This window comes from Streptomyces sp. NPDC026589 (assembly GCF_040638385.1).
Taxonomy (GTDB): Bacteria; Actinomycetota; Actinomycetes; order Streptomycetales; family Streptomycetaceae; genus Streptomyces.
Genome location: NZ_JBEZYG010000004.1, coordinates 111,106 through 126,828 on the forward strand (window position 1 = coordinate 111,106; position 15,723 = coordinate 126,828).

Here is a 15,723-nt window from a genome sequence, read left to right on the forward strand (position 1 = left end):
TCATCCGCTCGCACACCGCATCGAAAGAAGCCTGCGGCATGCCCCCGCCTCCGCCGCCCCTGGGCCGCTCCCGCCGTCGGGGCGGCCGCTCGGACCACGTCTTCGACCTGGCCCTCGACGACGATGTACTCATCGCCGCACGTGGCCAGTTCGTTCAGGGCAGATGGTCCGAGGCCCGCACCCTGCTCGTGGGCACCGGGCGGGACTGGGACCGCCGTGGACACCGCGTGCTGGCCCTCGCCGAGACCCCGTCCGCCGTGGACTGGGCCGGTGACTGGCTGCTCGTCGAACCCGAGAGCGCCGACGCGGCCACCCTCCTCGGCTGCGCCCGGGTCGCCCGCGCGCTGCGGCCCAAGGCCAAGGCGAACGACGCCGCCCGCGCCCGGGAAGCCTGCCTGGCCGCCGCCCGTCTCCTCCCCGACGACCCCACCCCCTGGCTCGCGCTGCTCCTCCTGGACCGGGGCCGCGACGACGGGGCGGACGAGACCGGCCGGCTCTTCGAGGAGGTGCGCTCCCGCCATCCCGACCACCATCACGCCCACCACGTGATGACCGCTCTGCTGGCCGAGAGCAACCCCGCCAGCGGCCACGACCCGCTCCACGAGGTGTACGACTTCGCCTCCTGGGCCGCCGAACTGGCCCCCGCCGACTCCCCGTTGTCCGTTCTCCCGGTCATCGCCCACGCTGAGCGCTACCGCGTCCTGGTCGCCGCCGGCATCGAGCCCGGCGACCCGGCGCTCTCCGGGCACTGGTCCGGCCGGCGGGCTCGCCAGGTGATGAAGGCCGCCTTCGACTGGTGGCTGGAATGGGAGCGCGAGGACCATCCGCGTCACCGCCTCGACCTGAACTTCCTGGCCCACGCCAAGGTCTGCGAGGGCCGCCACGCCGAGGCCGCCGCCCTGTTCCACCGCATCGGCCCGTACGCCACCGCCGCGCCCTGGTCGTACTCCGGAGGGGAGCCCCACGCCGCGTTCGTCGCCGCGCGTGCCTACGCGCTCGGCACTCCGTGAAGCACCCCGTGATCCACGAAAGGCACCACCCCACCACGAAGAAGGGACCCATCCCGTCATGTCGAGGGGCAGTTCGATTTCCAGCGAGACCGGCAGCGCGAGGGCGCCGGCCGATACCGGCGGGATCAACACCTACAAGGGCGAGGAACGAGCCCTGCGGGCGAACCGGCTCGGCACCCCCGGACTCCTGCTGTCGGTGATCGCGGCCAGCGCCCCCCTGATGGTGGTCGCCGGAGTGATGCCCACGGTCTTCGGCGTGATGGGCATCGTCGGCCAGCCGCTGCTCTACCTCATCCTGGGCGTCGTCCTGATGCTGTTCAGCGTCGGCTACGCGGAGATGAGCCGGCACGTCCACAACGCCGGCGCGTTCTACGCGTACATCGCCCGCGGGCTCGGTCCGACCGCCGGCGCCGGAGCCTCGCTGGTGGCGCTGGTCGCGTACAGCGCGATGCAGGTCGGCATCTACGGAATCCTCGGCTTCGAGGTCTCCGGCATCTTCGCCACGTATCTCGACATCGAGCTGGCGTGGTGGATACCCGCCCTGGTCGCGGCGGCCGTCGTCGGCGTCCTCGGCTGGCTGAAGATCGATCTCAACGCGAAGGTGCTCGGCGTCCTGCTGGTCATCGAGTGCGCCCTCGTCGTGATCTTCGACATCGCCGCCGTGAGCGATCCCGGCCCCGAGGGCCTGTCGCTGCACGCGTTCAACCCCGAGACCCTCACCGGCGCCGGGCTCGGCACCGCGCTCTGCTTCTGCATCGCCGCGTTCGTCGGCTTCGAGCAGGCCCCGGTGTACGCGGAGGAGACCAGCCGCCCGCAGATCGTGGTCTCCCGGGTGATGTTCCTCGCGGTGGGCTACGCCGCGCTGTTCCTGGCGATCAGTTCCTGGGCCCTCACCGTCGCCGCCGGACCCGGCTCCATCGCCGACACCTCCCTCAAGGAGGGCCCCGGCATGCTGTTCGGCCTCACCGAGGATCGGCTCGGCTCCACCTTCACCGACGTGCTGCACGTCCTCTTCGTCACCGGGATGTTCGCCGCGCTCCTCAGCTTCCACAACGTCGTCGCCCGCTACGCGTTCGCGATGGGCCGCGAGGGCCTGCTGCCCGCTCGCTTCGGCCGCACCAACCGGGCGAGCGGCGCCCCCGGCACCGGCTCGCTGCTCCAGACCGTCGTCTCCGTGGTGATCATCCTGGCGTTCGCGTTCACCGACGACAAGCCGGTCGGCGACCCCACCGCCCCCGTCCTGCGGCTGTTCACCTGGATGGGCAACGTCGGCGCGCTCGGCGTCATCCTGCTGATGGCCGTGGCCTCCTTCGCCGTCATCGCCTTCTTCGTCAAGCGCGGCGCGGGCCGCGCGCAGGCCCCGCGTTTGGTCGCCTCCGGCCTCGCCGGGCTCGCGCTCCTGACGATCGCCGTCTTCACCGTCCGCGACTTCGACGTCCTCGTCGGCTCCGGCCCCGGCTCGGCCCTCAGTTGGCTGCTGCCCGGCGTGATCATCCTCGCGCTCGTCGGAGGCCTCGTGTACGGGGCGGTGCTGCGTTCGGTCAAACCCGAGGTGCATGCCCGGATCGGCCTCGGCAACGAGGCGTTCCAGCTGGAGAAGGCGGCCGAGAGCGAGTCGGCCCGCCGCTGACGACTCCCGTACGCACGCGAAACGCCCGCCCCGGTGCGGTACCGGGGCGGGCGTTTCGTCGTTGCCGTACGGGAGGGGCTACAGCAACAGCGAGAGCAGCAGGATGAAGGCCATGGCTACCACGGAGATGATCGTCTCCATCACCGACCAGGTCTTCACGGTCTGGCCGACGTCCATGCCGAAGTACTCCTTCACCAGCCAGAACCCGGCGTCGTTGACATGGCTGAAGAAGAGCGAACCGGCGCCGACGGCCAGCACCAGCAGGGCCGCGTGCGAGGTCGACATATCGGCGGCCAGCGGGGCGACCAGACCGGCGGCCGAGATGGTGGCGACGGTGGCCGAGCCGGTGGCGAGGCGGATCGCGACGGCGATCAGCCAGCCGAGCAGCAGGGCCGGGATCGACCAGTTCTCGGAGAACTCCAGGATCATCTGACCCACCCCGGCGTCGATCAGCGTCTGCTTGAAGCCGCCGCCCGCCCCGACGATGAGCAGGATTCCGGCGATCGGGGCGAGGGACTTCTCCACGGTGCCGGCGAGCCGGTCCTTGGTGAACCCGGCGGCCCGGCCGAGCGTGAACATCCCGACGAGGACGGCCGCGAGCAGGGCGATCAGCGGCGAGCCGATGACCGCGGTGACCTTCTGGAGGCCGTTGTCGGGGTTGTCGACCACGATCTCGACGAGCGCGTTCAGCAGCATCAGGACGACCGGCAGCAGGATGGTCGCCAGGGTCGCGCCGAAGCTCGGCCGGCGGTCCAGGTCCTCGGAGGGGCGCTGCGGGATCATGTTCTCCGGCGGCTTGATGTCCACCCAGCGCGCGGCGTAACGGGAGAACACCGGACCGGCGATGATCACCGTCGGGATGGCGACCAGCACACCGAGCGCCAGCGTCACGCCGAGATTGGCGTCCAGGGCGTCGATCGCGACCAGCGGGCCGGGGTGCGGCGGGATCAGTCCGTGCATCACGGAGAGTCCGGCCAGCGCGGGGATGCCGATCCGCATCAGGGAGTAGTTGCCGCGCTTGGCGACGAGCAGCACGACCGGGATCATCAGCACGATCCCGACCTCGAAGAACAGCGGCAGACCGATGATCGAGGCGATCAGCACCATCGCCCAGGGCATGACCCGGCCGCTGGCCCTCGCGAGGATGGTGTCGACGACCTGGTCGGCCCCGCCCGAGTCGGCGAGCAGTTTGCCGAGGATCGCGCCGAGCGCGATCAGGACGCCCACGCCCGCGACGGTGGAGCCGAGGCCCGCGGTGAAGCTGAGGATCGTGTCGGCCGGGGCGGCTCCCGCGAAGGAGCCGAGCGCCAGCGAACCGATGGTCAGCGCCAGGAACGCGTGCATCTTGAGCTTGGTGATGAGGAGAACGATGACGGCGATGCCCGCCAGGACGGCGATGCCCAACTGAGCGTTGCCTGCCGAGGTGATCGGTTCGGCGGCTTCCGCTGCCAGCATCTCGACGCTGAGACTGGTCACGGTGATGGTCCTTAACTATCGAGCCGGCGCAGCGCGGCGACGGCTCGGCGGGTGATTTCCTCAGGAGTGCCGGACACGTCGACGCTCACCCCGGCCTCGTCGGCCTGGAGCGGCTGCAACGTCGCGAACTGCGAGTCGAGCAGCGCGGTGGGCATGAAGTGGCCCTTGCGGTCCGCCATCCGCTCCTCGATCAGCGCCCGGTCACCGGTCAGATGCAGGAAGACGGCGTCCGGCGCCCCGTCCCGCAGCCGGTCGCGGTAGACGCGCTTGAGCGCGGAGCTGGAGACGACCCCGCCGAGCCCCGCCCGCCCGTGCGCCCACGCGCCGATGGCGTCCAGCCAGGGCCACCGGTCGTCGTCGTCCAGGGGGGTGCCGGCCGACATCTTGGCGATGTTCGCCGGGGGATGGAAGTCGTCGCCCTCGGCGTACGGAACGCCGAGCTCGGCGGCGAGCAGGGGACCGATCGTGGTCTTGCCGGTTCCTGCTACGCCCATCACCACGACGACGTGGGGGGTGGTGCTCATGGGGGGTGCCGTGTTCATGGAGGTGTCTCGCTGTCTTCTTCGACATCGGTCCGTCGCGCTACTGAAACCTATTAGGTACGACTTATTCAAGAGTCTGTGACGTAAACGTCGTACTTATTGTTCCCGAGGGTCGCCCCGTAGGCTTGACCCATGACCACACAGAGCCAGGGGCTGCATACACATGTGCTGGACACCCTGGGTCTGGAGATCTCCTCCGGCCAGTGCCCGCCCGGCAGCGTCCTACGCACCGACGAGCTCGCCCAGCGCTTCGACGTCTCCCGTACGGTCGTCCGCGAAGTGGTCCGGGTCCTGGAATCGATGCACCTGGTCGAATCACGCCGCCGCGTCGGCGTGACGGTCCGCCCCACCGAGACCTGGAACGTCTACGACCCCCAGGTCATCCGCTGGCGTCTCGCCGGCGCCGACCGCCCCCGCCAGCTGCGCTCCCTCACCGTGCTGCGCTCCGCGATCGAACCGGTCGCGGCGGGCCTCGCAGCCCGCCACGCCACCGCCGCCCAGTGCGCCGAGCTCACCGAACGCGCCCTCGGCATGGTCGCCACCTCGCGCGGCCAGCAGCTGGAGGGCTACCTCGAACACGACATCGCCTTCCACCGGATCGTCCTCAACGCCTCCGGCAACGAGATGTTCGCCCGGCTCGGGGACGTCGTCGCCGAGGTCCTCGCGGGCCGCACCCACCACCAGGTGATGTTCGAGGACCCCGACCCGGCCGCCGTCACCCTGCACGTCCGCCTCGCCGAGGCGGTCCGCGAGGGCGAGGCGGAGGCCGCCGAACGGATCACCAAGGAGATCGCCGTCGGCGCCCTGCACGAACTGGACGTGCTCGCTCCGTAGCGGGTCCCCCAAGGCGTACGGTTGTGCGCGATCGATCTTCGCGAAAGCTCAGGAGCAGGGAGAGCACGGTTATGGCGCAGCAGGTGCAAGGGGTCATCGCACCGGGGAAGAACGAGCCGGTCAGGGTCGAGACGATCGTGATCCCGGACCCCGGCCCCGGCGAGGCGGTCGTGAAGATCCAGGCGTGCGGCGTCTGTCACACTGACCTGCACTACAAGCAGGGCGGCATCAACGACGAGTTCCCCTTCCTCCTCGGCCACGAGGCCGCGGGCGTCGTGGAGTCGGTCGGCGAGGGCGTCACGGACGTCGCCCCCGGCGACTTCGTCGTCCTCAACTGGCGTGCCGTGTGCGGCCAGTGCCGCGCCTGTCTGCGCGGCCGCCCCTGGTACTGCTTCGACACCCACAACGCCAAGCAGAAGATGACCCTGCTCGACGGCACGGAGCTGTCACCCGCGCTGGGCATCGGAGCGTTCGCCGAGAAGACCCTCGTCGCCTCCGGCCAGTGCACCAAGGTCGACCCCGAGGTCTCCCCGGCCGTCGCCGGACTGCTCGGCTGCGGCGTCATGGCGGGCATCGGCGCCGCCATCAACACCGGCCAGGTCGGCCGGGGCGACTCCGTCGCCGTCATCGGCTGCGGCGGCGTCGGCGACGCGGCGATCGCCGGATCACGGCTGGCCGGCGCGGCGAAGATCATCGCGGTCGACATCGACGACCGCAAGCTGGAGACGGCGAAGAAGATGGGCGCCACCCACACCGTCAACTCCCGCTCCACCGACCCGGTCGAGGCGATCCGCGCCCTCACCGACGGCAACGGCGCCGACGTCGTCATCGAGGCGGTCGGCCGCCCTGAGACCTACCAGCAGGCCTTCTACGCCCGCGACCTCGCCGGAACGGTCGTCCTCGTCGGCGTCCCCACCCCGGACATGAAGCTCGAACTGCCGCTCCTGGACGTCTTCGGCCGCGGCGGCTCGCTCAAGTCCTCCTGGTACGGCGACTGCCTGCCCTCCCGCGACTTCCCGATGCTCGTCGACCTTCACCAGCAGGGCCGCCTCGACCTCGCCGCCTTCGTCACCGAGACCATCGGCCTGGGCGACATCGAGCAGGCCTTCGCCCGGATGCACGACGGCGACGTCCTCCGCTCGGTGGTGGTCCTCTGATGTCCGCCCGCATCGACCATCTGGTCACCTCCGGCACCTTCGCCCTCGACGGCGGCGAGTGGGACGTCGACAACAACGTCTGGATCGTCGGCGACGACACCGAGGCGATCGTCATCGACGCCGCCCACGACGCCGCCGCCATCGAGGCCGCGCTCGGCGGCCGGACGCTGCGCGCCATCGTCTGCACCCACGCGCACAACGACCACATCGACGCCGCCCCCGCCCTCGCGGCGGCCACCGGCGCCCCGATCCTGCTCCACCCGGACGACCTGCCGCTCTGGCAGCAGACCCACCCGGACCGCACGCCCGACGGCGCCCTGGCCGACGGCCAGGAACTGACCGTGGCGGGCACCACGCTCAAGGTTCTCCACACCCCGGGCCACGCCCCCGGCGCGGTCTGCCTGTACGCCCCCGAGCTGGGAACGGTCTTCACCGGCGACACCCTCTTCCAGGGCGGCCCCGGCGCCACCGGCCGGTCCTTCTCGTCGTTCCCGACGATCATCGACTCGATCCGGGACCGGCTGCTCACCCTGCCCGGCGACACCGCCGTCCGAACCGGCCACGGAGACCCCACCTCCATCGGCGCGGAGGCCCCGGGGCTCGACGAGTGGATCAAGCGCGGCCACTGAGCGCCGCGCGCCTCACCTCTCCGGCCAGGCGGAGAGCCGCAGCCCGCTCGCGAAGCGGCGAGGCTCCCCGCCGACCGGATCGGTGAACTCCAGCACCCGGGCCAGCAACTGCAACGGCCGCGAGAAGTCGTCGGAGGCCCCTTCCTCCTCCACCACCGGATACAGCGGATCGTGGACGATGGGCACCCCCAGCGCGTTCATGTGGACGCGCAGCTGATGCGTGCGCCCGGTAGCGGGCAGCAGCCGGTAACGCCCGGCCCCGCCCCGGTGCTCCACCAGCTCCACCCGGCTCTCGCTGTTCGCCTCCCCCGGCTCCTCGCGGGCGGCGAGCACCCCGCGCTCCTTCACGATCCGGCTCCGCACGGTCCGGGGCAGGACCAGCTCCGGGTCGTACGGGGCCACCGCCTCGTACTCCTTCCGCACCAGCCGGTCCCGGAACAGCGTCTGGTACGCGCCCCGGTCCTCGGGCCGCACCACGAACAGCACGAGCCCCGCGGTCAGCCGGTCCAGCCGGTGCGCCGGCTGCAGGGCGGGCAGGTCCAGCTCCCGCCGCAGCCGCGCCACCGCGGTCTCGGTGATGTGCCGCCCCCGGGGCATAGTCGCCAGGAAATGCGGCTTGTCGGCGACCACGAGCCGCTCGTCCCGGTACACGACGCCGACCGGGAAGGGCACCGGTTCCTCCGGCGCGAAGTCCCGGTGGAACCAGAGACACCGCCCCGCGGCATACGGCTCGTCGCCCCGCACGGCGACCCCGTCGGCCCCCACGAACCGCCCGGCCTCCAGCATCTCCGCCACCCGGGCCGCCCCGATCGCCCCGCCGAACCGCCCGACCAGATGGTCCCCGACGCAGCCCCAGAGCCCTTCGGGATCCTCCGGCAACCGCACCCGCACCGCGTCGATCCCGTTCCGCTGGGGGAGCGGCGCGGGAGGCGGCTTCCTGCGTCCTCGCATCGTCGCCCCTCTCCGTGGTCGCCCGGTGACGCAAAAGAGCCCCACCGAAGTGGGGCTCCTGCTGGTGTCCGAGGGGGGACTTGAACCCCCACGCCCGATAAAGGGCACTAGCACCTCAAGCTAGCGCGTCTGCCATTCCGCCACCCGGACAAGGTGTCTGTCTCGCGGGCCGTGCCCGTTCCGACGTGGAAAACCATAGCAAACATTCGAGGGTGCTCGATCACGCCCCGATCGCTGTGAACGGTGCGTGACGGGGGGTGCGCGGCCTTGGGCGCGGGCCGTGGGCGCGGGAGGATGAGGGGGAGCACCACAGCGACAGTGGAAGGAACCAGCGTGAGCGAGAGCAGCACGGGCAAGGCCGTCACCGGCGGCAACGCCGAGAGGGAGGTCGTCGACCTCTGTCGTGACCTGATCCGGATCGACACCAGCAACTACGGCGACCACTCCGGCCCCGGTGAGCGGCTCGCGGCCGAGTACGTCGCGGAGAAGCTCGCGGAGGTCGGCCTGGAGCCGAAGATCTTCGAGTCGCACAAGGGGCGGGCCTCCACGGTCGCCCGGATCGAGGGCGAGGACCCCTCCCGCCCGGCGCTCCTGATCCACGGGCACACCGACGTCGTCCCGGCCAACGCGGCGGACTGGACCCACGACCCGTTCTCCGGGGAGATCGCGGACGGCTGCGTCTGGGGCCGGGGCGCGGTCGACATGAAGGACATGGACGCGATGACCCTCGCGGTCGTCCGCGAGCGCATGCGCACCGGCCGCAAGCCCCCGCGCGACATCGTGCTCGCCTTCCTCGCGGACGAGGAGGCCGGCGGGACGTACGGGGCGCGCTACCTCGTCGACAACCACCCCGGGCTCTTCGAGGGCGTCACCGAGGCGATCAGCGAGGTCGGCGGCTTCTCCTTCACCGTCAACGAGAACCTGCGGCTGTATCTGGTGGAGACGGCCCAGAAGGGCATGCACTGGATGAAGCTGACCGTGGACGGCACCGCCGGACACGGATCGATGATCCACAAGGACAACGCCATCACGGAGCTGTCCGAGGCGGTCGGCCGACTGGGCCGGCACAAGTTCCCGGTGCGGGTCACCAAGACGCTGCGGCACTTCCTGGACGAGCTCTCCGACGCGCTGGGCACCGAGCTGGACCCGGAGAACATGGATGAGACGCTCGCCAAGCTGGGCGGCATCGCCAAGCTCATCGGCGCCTCCCTCCAGAACACCGCCAACCCCACGCAGCTCGGCGCCGGCTACAAGGTCAACGTCATCCCGGGCCAGGCGACCGCCCACGTCGACGGCCGGTACCTCCCCGGGTACGAGGAGGAGTTCCTCGCGGACCTGGACCGGATCCTCGGGCCCAACGTCCGGCGCGAGGACGTGCACGCGGACAAGGCCCTGGAGACCACGTTCGACGGCGCGCTGGTCGACGCCATGCAGACCGCGCTGGTCGCCGAGGACCCCATCGCCCGTGCCGTGCCGTACATGCTCTCGGCCGGAACCGACGCCAAGTCCTTCGACGACCTCGGCATCCGGGGCTTCGGATTCGCCCCGCTGAAGCTGCCGCCGGAGCTGGACTTCGCGGGGATGTTCCACGGCGTCGACGAGCGGGTCCCGGTCGACGGTCTGCAGTTCGGCGTGCGGGTGCTCGACCGGTTCATCGACCACGCCTGACCGCTCCCTGACCGATTCGCCGGTGATTCGTCCACCTGTACGGACATGTCCGAACGAGTGAAACGAGTCGTTCACACGTAGCCCCGCCAGATCCTCCTCGTTACAAGGTTTGCGGTCCGCGGCTGGGACCGCATTTTCCAACTAGGAGGAATCATGATCAAGAAGGTCGTCGCAGTTGCGGCTGCTACGGGTGGCCTCGTTCTCGCGGGTGCGGGCATGGCTTCCGCCGACGCGGGCGCCCAGGGTGCTGCCATCGGCAGCCCCGGCGTGCTCTCCGGCAACGTCGTCCAGGTCCCGATCCACGTGCCGATCAACGTGTGCGGCAACACCGTCTCCGTGATCGGTCTGCTGAACCCCGCCTTCGGCAACACCTGCGTCAACGCCTGACGTTGAAGGTCGACCCGTAAGGGTTTGAGCTCGACCGGTCCCGGAGTGCACTCCATGCACTCCGGGACCGTTCGGCATTCGGCTCCCGCACGGTCATGTCCGGGGGTTTTTCGGAAGCCAGAAGGCAGGAAACGAACCTATGCGACAGGTCACTCGTAAAGGCCTGATCACCATGGCGGCTGCGGGCGGAGTGCTCGCGCTGAGTGGCGGATACGCCCACGCCGACTCGGGGGCGGCCGGTACCGCCTCCGGCTCACCGGGCGTGCTGTCCGGCAACTCGGTCAGCGTCCCGATCGACATCCCGGTCAACGTCTGCGGCAACTCCGTCACCGTCGGCGGACTCATCAACCCGGTGTTCGGAAACGACTGCGAGAACGGATCGGCAGAGTCCGACCGCTCCGGGGACCGCTCGGCAGCTCCCCAGGAGCGCTCGGTCCCGGGCGGCTCCGGAAACGGCGCCCGGGCCGGCGACACCGCCGCCTCGGGCGGGCACACCGACACGTCGGACCGGCACTCCGAGCCCGGCACCGGCCGTCACCGGGCCCCGGGCGGCGGCGCCACGGCCGAGGGAACCGCCCAGGGCTCGCCCGGCATTCTCTCCGGTAACACGATCCAGGCTCCGATCAGCGTCCCCGTGAACATCTGCGGCAACAGCGTCTCCGTGATCGGTCTGCTGAATCCGACCTTCGGCAACAGCTGCTCCAACGACGCCGAGGTTCCGCCCCCGCCGCCCGAGCAGCCGGAGAAGCCCCCCGTCACGCCGGAGAAGCCGGTCACCCCGCCGGCCAACCAGCCGCCCGAGCCGAACGCTCCCGAGACCCGGCACATCCCCGGGGAGCAGCTCGCGCAGACCGGTGGGGGCGGGCTCGAACTGCTCATCCCGGCCAGCGCCGGACTGCTGCTCGCCGGTGCGGGATCGGTTCTCTACCGCCGCTCGCGCAGCGCCGCCTGATCCGGGCGCGCACACCACGGCACAGCATGGACGGGAGAGCGGGCCCCGCGACCGCGGGGCCCGCTCCCTGTCACCAGGTGGCCCGTAGCTGACGGATGATCCGTCTGCGCAGCCGCACCCTGCGGCTGCCGTCCCTGCGGAGCGTCAGGCGGTCCAGTTCCCAGTGTCCGTACTCGGCGTGGTCGGTCAGGAGTCGGGCCGCTTCCTTGCGGGAGACCCCGCGCGGCACGTACACGTCGGCGAATTCGTATTCCGGCATCGCATCTATTGTGCGGGCAGAGCCCCGGTACGGATAGCGTCTGCACTATGTCTGATGCTGCGCAGCCCACCGCTGCCGAGGTACGTGCCGCCGCCGAGGCGGTCAAAGCCGCGATCGACCGTCACCTCGACGCGGTCGAACGCCGCACCGGGGACGACGACCCCGCCGTCTACGACGCGTTCAACGCCCTTGCCGCTGCCGCCGAGGTCTACGACGAACTCCTCTACGAGCGCTACGACGAAGTCACCCCCTTCGAGATCCCCGGCGCCGACGACTCCCTGCCTCCCTACGCCGGTCCCGCCGAGCCCAGCGCGCTCAGCGTCCTGATCCGGCGCGACTACCTGGTCGCGGAGCCCCCGCGGCTGCTCGCACAGGCGCAGCGCCTCGCCGACCTCGACGCGGGTCCGGGCGGCGGACAGGACACGGCCCCGGTGGTCGGCACCAGCGTCCACGCCGCGCTCGGTGTGCTCTTCGGCGAGTACGAACCGGACGAGATCGCCTCCCGGCACAAGGAATTCGGCCTGGAGGAGGGCGACTCCACCCTCTGGGTCTCGGCCGCGGAAGCGCCGCCGGAGCCGGGGGAGTGGCTCGGCGCCCCGTTCGAGGACGCCGACCCCGAACTGGTGGTCTGCCGCTTCGACGTCAGCGCGGTCTTCGACGAGGAGGACGAGTCGGACGAGGACTTCGCCGGCCCCTCGGCGGGCGGCCTCTGACCCCTCTCCCTCCTCCCGCACCGGACGTGACGGTGGGGCCCCGGCGCACAGCGCACCGGGGCCCCACCGCTGTCCGGATCAGCTCAATCCCTAGGACGACGCGTCGGGCGTCGGGAGCGCCTCCAGCAGCGCGCGCAGCCGTGTCGTCCGCTCCTGGGCCGGAACCTGCGCCACCGCCCGCGGGAGCGCCTGGTCCACCCCGTGCACCACGGACAGATGCCGCTCGCCCCGGCCGAACGCGGTGTACACCCAGGGTCTGCTCAGCCCCTGCGCGGCGTCGCCCGGCAGCACCACGACCGCGGCGGGCCAGCGCATCCCCGCCGCCTGATGGGCGCTGAGGGCCCAGCCGTGCCGCACCGACGACTCCACCCGCTCCTGCGGTACGAGGACGGGGACGCCCCCGCAGTCCAGCCGCAGCCCCTCGGCGTCGGCCGAGCGCACCACCCCGGGCACCGCCCGGCCGGGCGCGGGCACATGGACCACGCGGTCGCCCGGGTCGAAACCGCCGAACCGGCCGGGGCCCGGGTTGAGCCGCTGCTTCAGCGCCTCGTTCAGCGCCCTGGTCCCGGCGGCCCCGCCATGGCCCACGGTGATCACCTGGGTCTCCTCGGCGGGGATGGAGAACGCCCGGGGCACCGAGTCGGCGACCAACTGCACGGTGCGGTGGACGGCCTCGCCCGCGTCGCGGACCGGGACGATCACCACCTCCTTGCCAGGAGCGTCGACCTGATGCAGCTCGCCGATGCCGATACCGGAGACCAGCTCGCCGATCGGCCCGGGGTCCGGGGTGCGGGAGACGACCTGCGGGCAGGCGTGGGACGCCAGCACATCGGCGAACACCCGCCCGGCGCCCGCCGAGCCCAGCACGCCCGGGTCGCCGCTCAACACCAGCCGGGCGCCGTCGGCCAGCGCCTCGACCAGGACCGCCGCACCCTCCACGTCCAGCTGCGGGGCGTCCAGCACGACCAGCAGATCCAGGGCGAGCGCCCCGTCCTCGTCCCGGCCGGGGCCCTGCCCACCGGAGAGCAGGCCGGCCAGCGTGACCGCCGTGTCCGGATCACCGGTGGCCGCCGCGAGCCTCCGGCGGCCGTCCTCGCTGTGGGTGGCGCCCAGGGCCCGCAGCCCCAGGCCGCGCGCCGCCGCGATCAGGGCGGCCGGCTCGGCCCTGGCCGCCTCGCCGCCGCTGTGCGCGACCAGTCCGGCCGCGGCGGTCGTACGGATCAGCTCGGCGGCCGACGGGCTCGGGGCGGCGGCGGCCGCCTCCGTCCAGTCGGCGGCCTTCTCGCAGGCGTTGACCAGCCGGGCCAGGCCATCGGCGAGGCTCTCCTCGGCCAGGGCGTAGCGGTCCAGGCCCAGCAGCACCTGGACCGGCTCCCGCACGACGTCGGCCTCCTCCGCGAGGCCCGCTCCGTCCGCTTCGCCGTCCGCCGGGTCGGCGTCGTCCGGTGCCGGCTGGTCGGCTTCCCCGAAGACCAGGGCGACACCCTCCTCGACGGCGTCCCGCACCGCCGCGTCCGGGTCGCCGACCGCGCGCTCGGCGAGCGCCGCCCGTACGGTCTCGGCGTCCAGTGCCGTGTGGCCCTGGAGGGCGGCACGCTCCAGCAGCCAGCCGACCAGCGCCGACGTCCTGCGGCCGTCGTCGGGGCCGCATGCGGCGCCCAGCAGGGCCCGCGCGAAGCCGTCGGCCTGCTCCGGTCGCACACCGGGCACCGTCAGCAGCTGCCAGGGGTCGGTGCGCAGCAGCTCGGCGGCCTGCTCGCCCAGCGCGCCGACGGCCGGGCGGGCCAGCGCCTCGGGGGCCCCGCCCTCCGTGAGTACCGCGCGCACCGCGTCCAGGGCTTCGGGGGACGCGGTCGGTGCGGTCGGTGCGGCGGCGGGCCCGGGGGACCGGGATGGCTGTGCGGCGGCCGGTGCGGGGCGCCGGGCGGCCGGGGCGGGCGCGTCGAAGAACGCGGTGCCCGCCTTCTCACCGCTCTCCACGGCGCGGACGGCCGCGAGCAGCTCGGCGGCCGTGCCGCTCAGTCCCGTGCCGGCGGGGATGGGTGCGGCTTTCTCCGCCTTGCGCTTCTCGATCCGCTCCCGCAGTTCGCGCTGGGCGGCCAGCTCGGCCTGCGCCTCCGAGAGCTCGGCGGCGGGAGCCGCTTCGGCGGGCGCGGCGTCAGCGGTCGCCCCGTCCTCCCCGTCCTCCCCGTCCTCCCCGTCCTCCGCGTCGTCCGCGTCGTCCTCCGTGTCCTCGCGCCCGTCCTCCTCGACACCCGCCGAAGTGTCCGACGGACCGGTGCCTCCGGAGGCATCAGGAGCGTCGGGCCCATCGGGTGCATCGGGCACGTCAGACGCATCGGGCGCTTCGGCGTGCTCGGGGCCGTCGGCACCGGCCTCCGGCGGGGACACGGTGTCCTGTGGTGTGTCCGTGCCGACGGTGCCGGGGGTCTCCCCGGGAAGCGCAGTCACAGCGTGCTCCAGTCCTGGTCGGGATAGCGGTGCACGGGCGCCGACACATCGTCGAGCGCCTGGCAGATCTCGTAGGGAAGACTAAGCGCCTCCACTGACAAAGCCTCCGCGAGCTGCCCGGCGTTGCGCGCACCGACGATCGGCGCGGCGACCCCGGGCCGGTCCCGGACCCAGGCGAGCGCCACCTGGAGCGGGCTCGTCGCCAGTCCGTCCGCCGCCGTCGCCACCGCGTCGGTGATGCGGGCCGAGGCGTCGTCGAGATACGGCTCGACGAACGGGGCGAGCCGTGTCGACGCGGCCCGGGAGCCGGACGGGGTGCCCTGGCGGTACTTGCCGGTGAGCACACCGCGCCCCAGCGGCGAGGACGGCAGCAGCCCGATCCCGAGGTCCAGCGCGGCGGGCAGCACCTCGCGCTCGATGCCCCGCTGGAGCAGCGAGTACTCCATCTGCGTACTGGCCAGCCGGGTGCGCACCCCGGGCGCGGCGAGCTGCCAGGTGGCGGCCTTCGCCAGCTGCCAGCCGCAGAAGTTCGACACGCCCGCGTACCGCACGCGGCCGGAGGACACGGCGAGGTCCACCGCCTGGAGGGTCTCCTCCAACGGGGTCCCCGGGTCGAAGGCGTGGATCTGCCACAGGTCCACGTAATCCGTGCCGAGCCGCTCCAGGGACGCGTCCAGAGCGGCCAGGAGGTGCCCGCGCGAACCGTTGAAGCGGCGGTAGGGGTCCGGGACGTTGCCCGCCTTCGTGGCGAGGACCAGATCCTGACGGGGGACCAGGCTCCCGACGAGCCGCCCGAGCAGATATTCGGCCTCGCCGCCCCCGTACACATCGGCGGTGTCCACCAGGGTGCCGCCCGCGTCCCAGAAGGCCTTGAGCTGGTCGGCGGCGTCGTGTTCGTCCGTGTCCCGGCCCCAGGTGAGGGTGCCGAGCCCGATCCGGGACACGCGAAGGCCGGTACGGCCGAGATGCCTCTGCTCCATGGGCGCTGAGATTACTGGCCACGACCCCACCGGGTGGAGGCCTGTGGACAACCGGAGGTCCGCCGGGCCTGCCGGATCTCCGTC

The 15,723-nt window shown here is 72.1% G+C and carries 15 protein-coding genes and 1 tRNA gene; 9 read left to right on the forward strand and 7 right to left on the reverse strand.

Going from position 1 to position 15,723, the window contains the following annotated elements; genetic code table 11:
- The first annotated feature begins 38 nt into the window (after positions 1-38).
- Positions 39-1,010, forward strand: a complete 972-nt coding sequence (locus AB0F29_RS08610; protein ID WP_361868976.1) for a hypothetical protein — start codon at positions 39-41, stop codon at positions 1,008-1,010.
- Between the two features lie 58 nt (positions 1,011-1,068).
- Positions 1,069-2,640 carry an APC family permease gene (locus tag AB0F29_RS08615; RefSeq protein WP_361868979.1) on the forward strand — a complete coding sequence of 524 codons (1,572 nt, stop codon included), beginning with the start codon at positions 1,069-1,071 and terminating at the stop codon, positions 2,638-2,640.
- Between the two features lie 78 nt (positions 2,641-2,718).
- Here the strand turns inward: AB0F29_RS08615 and AB0F29_RS08620 are convergent, their stop codons facing one another.
- Entirely contained in the window at positions 2,719-4,116 is a 1,398-nt protein-coding gene (locus AB0F29_RS08620; RefSeq protein ID WP_361868982.1) for a gluconate:H+ symporter, read from the reverse strand.
- An 11-nt stretch (positions 4,117-4,127) separates the two neighbouring features.
- The gene (locus AB0F29_RS08625) at positions 4,128-4,658 is read right to left on the reverse strand and encodes a gluconokinase (RefSeq protein WP_361868984.1); all 531 of its coding nucleotides are present in this window, start codon (positions 4,656-4,658) and stop codon (positions 4,128-4,130) included.
- Between the two features lie 132 nt (positions 4,659-4,790).
- Between AB0F29_RS08625 and AB0F29_RS08630 the strand changes: the two genes are divergently transcribed.
- The 3 genes from AB0F29_RS08630 (at position 4,791) to AB0F29_RS08640 (ending at position 7,278) form a co-directional block, all read left to right on the forward strand.
- Entirely contained in the window at positions 4,791-5,492 is a 702-nt protein-coding gene (locus tag AB0F29_RS08630; protein ID WP_026290816.1) for an FCD domain-containing protein, read from the forward strand.
- A gap of 71 nt (positions 5,493-5,563) precedes the next feature.
- Positions 5,564-6,649, forward strand: a complete 1,086-nt coding sequence (locus tag AB0F29_RS08635; protein WP_361868988.1) for an S-(hydroxymethyl)mycothiol dehydrogenase — start codon at positions 5,564-5,566, stop codon at positions 6,647-6,649.
- Positions 6,649-7,278, forward strand: a complete 630-nt coding sequence (locus tag AB0F29_RS08640; protein ID WP_361868990.1) for an MBL fold metallo-hydrolase — start codon at positions 6,649-6,651, stop codon at positions 7,276-7,278. The genes AB0F29_RS08635 and AB0F29_RS08640 overlap by 1 nt, the downstream gene beginning before the upstream one ends.
- A gap of 12 nt (positions 7,279-7,290) precedes the next feature.
- Here the strand turns inward: AB0F29_RS08640 and AB0F29_RS08645 are convergent, their stop codons facing one another.
- Complete coding sequence (locus AB0F29_RS08645; protein WP_361868992.1) at positions 7,291-8,229, reverse strand: RluA family pseudouridine synthase; 939 nt, start codon at positions 8,227-8,229, stop codon at positions 7,291-7,293.
- A 62-nt stretch (positions 8,230-8,291) separates the two neighbouring features.
- Positions 8,292-8,379, reverse strand: a tRNA-Leu gene (locus tag AB0F29_RS08650).
- 183 nt (positions 8,380-8,562) lie between these two features.
- Here AB0F29_RS08650 and AB0F29_RS08655 point away from each other — a divergent pair.
- From AB0F29_RS08655 to AB0F29_RS08665, 3 genes are all read left to right on the forward strand, one after another.
- Complete coding sequence (locus tag AB0F29_RS08655; protein WP_361868994.1) at positions 8,563-9,897, forward strand: M20/M25/M40 family metallo-hydrolase; 1,335 nt, start codon at positions 8,563-8,565, stop codon at positions 9,895-9,897.
- Positions 9,898-10,050: 153 nt separating this feature from the next.
- Positions 10,051-10,284, forward strand: a complete 234-nt coding sequence (gene chpH, locus AB0F29_RS08660; RefSeq protein ID WP_361868997.1) for a chaplin ChpH — start codon at positions 10,051-10,053, stop codon at positions 10,282-10,284.
- A 139-nt stretch (positions 10,285-10,423) separates the two neighbouring features.
- Positions 10,424-11,236 (forward strand): chaplin, encoded by an 813-nt coding sequence (locus AB0F29_RS08665; protein WP_361869000.1) that lies wholly within the window; start codon positions 10,424-10,426, stop codon positions 11,234-11,236.
- Positions 11,237-11,306: 70 nt separating this feature from the next.
- Here the strand turns inward: AB0F29_RS08665 and AB0F29_RS08670 are convergent, their stop codons facing one another.
- On the reverse strand, positions 11,307-11,495 hold the full coding sequence (locus AB0F29_RS08670; protein WP_109977076.1) for a DUF5703 family protein: 189 nt from the start codon (positions 11,493-11,495) through the stop codon (positions 11,307-11,309).
- A 47-nt stretch (positions 11,496-11,542) separates the two neighbouring features.
- On the opposite strand from AB0F29_RS08670, the gene AB0F29_RS08675 reads away from it, so the two are divergent.
- Positions 11,543-12,208, forward strand: coding sequence for a hypothetical protein (locus tag AB0F29_RS08675; RefSeq protein ID WP_361869002.1), 666 nt, complete (start codon positions 11,543-11,545; stop codon positions 12,206-12,208).
- A 90-nt stretch (positions 12,209-12,298) separates the two neighbouring features.
- Here the strand turns inward: AB0F29_RS08675 and AB0F29_RS08680 are convergent, their stop codons facing one another.
- Together AB0F29_RS08680 and AB0F29_RS08685 are read right to left on the reverse strand one after the other, a co-directional pair.
- Entirely contained in the window at positions 12,299-14,659 is a 2,361-nt protein-coding gene (locus tag AB0F29_RS08680; protein ID WP_361869005.1) for a helix-hairpin-helix domain-containing protein, read from the reverse strand.
- A complete protein-coding gene (locus tag AB0F29_RS08685; RefSeq protein ID WP_361869007.1) occupies positions 14,656-15,639 on the reverse strand; it encodes an aldo/keto reductase in 984 nt (327 codons plus the stop codon). Before AB0F29_RS08685 ends, AB0F29_RS08680 begins: the two co-directional genes overlap by 4 nt.
- Positions 15,640-15,723: the final 84 nt, after the last annotated feature.

Coding starts and splice junctions, on each gene's coding strand:
- AB0F29_RS08610 (WP_361868976.1), top strand. CDS start 39: ATGCCCCCGCCTCCGCCGCCCCTGGGCCGCTCCCGCCGTCGGGGCGGC.
- AB0F29_RS08615 (WP_361868979.1), top strand. CDS start 1,069: ATGTCGAGGGGCAGTTCGATTTCCAGCGAGACCGGCAGCGCGAGGGCG.
- AB0F29_RS08625 (WP_361868984.1), bottom strand. CDS start 4,658: ATGAACACGGCACCCCCCATGAGCACCACCCCCCACGTCGTCGTGGTG.
- AB0F29_RS08630 (WP_026290816.1), top strand. CDS start 4,791: ATGACCACACAGAGCCAGGGGCTGCATACACATGTGCTGGACACCCTG.
- AB0F29_RS08635 (WP_361868988.1), top strand. CDS start 5,564: ATGGCGCAGCAGGTGCAAGGGGTCATCGCACCGGGGAAGAACGAGCCG.
- AB0F29_RS08640 (WP_361868990.1), top strand. CDS start 6,649: ATGTCCGCCCGCATCGACCATCTGGTCACCTCCGGCACCTTCGCCCTC.
- AB0F29_RS08645 (WP_361868992.1), bottom strand. CDS start 8,229: ATGCGAGGACGCAGGAAGCCGCCTCCCGCGCCGCTCCCCCAGCGGAAC.
- chpH (WP_361868997.1), top strand. CDS start 10,051: ATGATCAAGAAGGTCGTCGCAGTTGCGGCTGCTACGGGTGGCCTCGTT.
- AB0F29_RS08665 (WP_361869000.1), top strand. CDS start 10,424: ATGCGACAGGTCACTCGTAAAGGCCTGATCACCATGGCGGCTGCGGGC.
- AB0F29_RS08670 (WP_109977076.1), bottom strand. CDS start 11,495: ATGCCGGAATACGAATTCGCCGACGTGTACGTGCCGCGCGGGGTCTCC.
- AB0F29_RS08675 (WP_361869002.1), top strand. CDS start 11,543: ATGTCTGATGCTGCGCAGCCCACCGCTGCCGAGGTACGTGCCGCCGCC.
- AB0F29_RS08685 (WP_361869007.1), bottom strand. CDS start 15,639: ATGGAGCAGAGGCATCTCGGCCGTACCGGCCTTCGCGTGTCCCGGATC.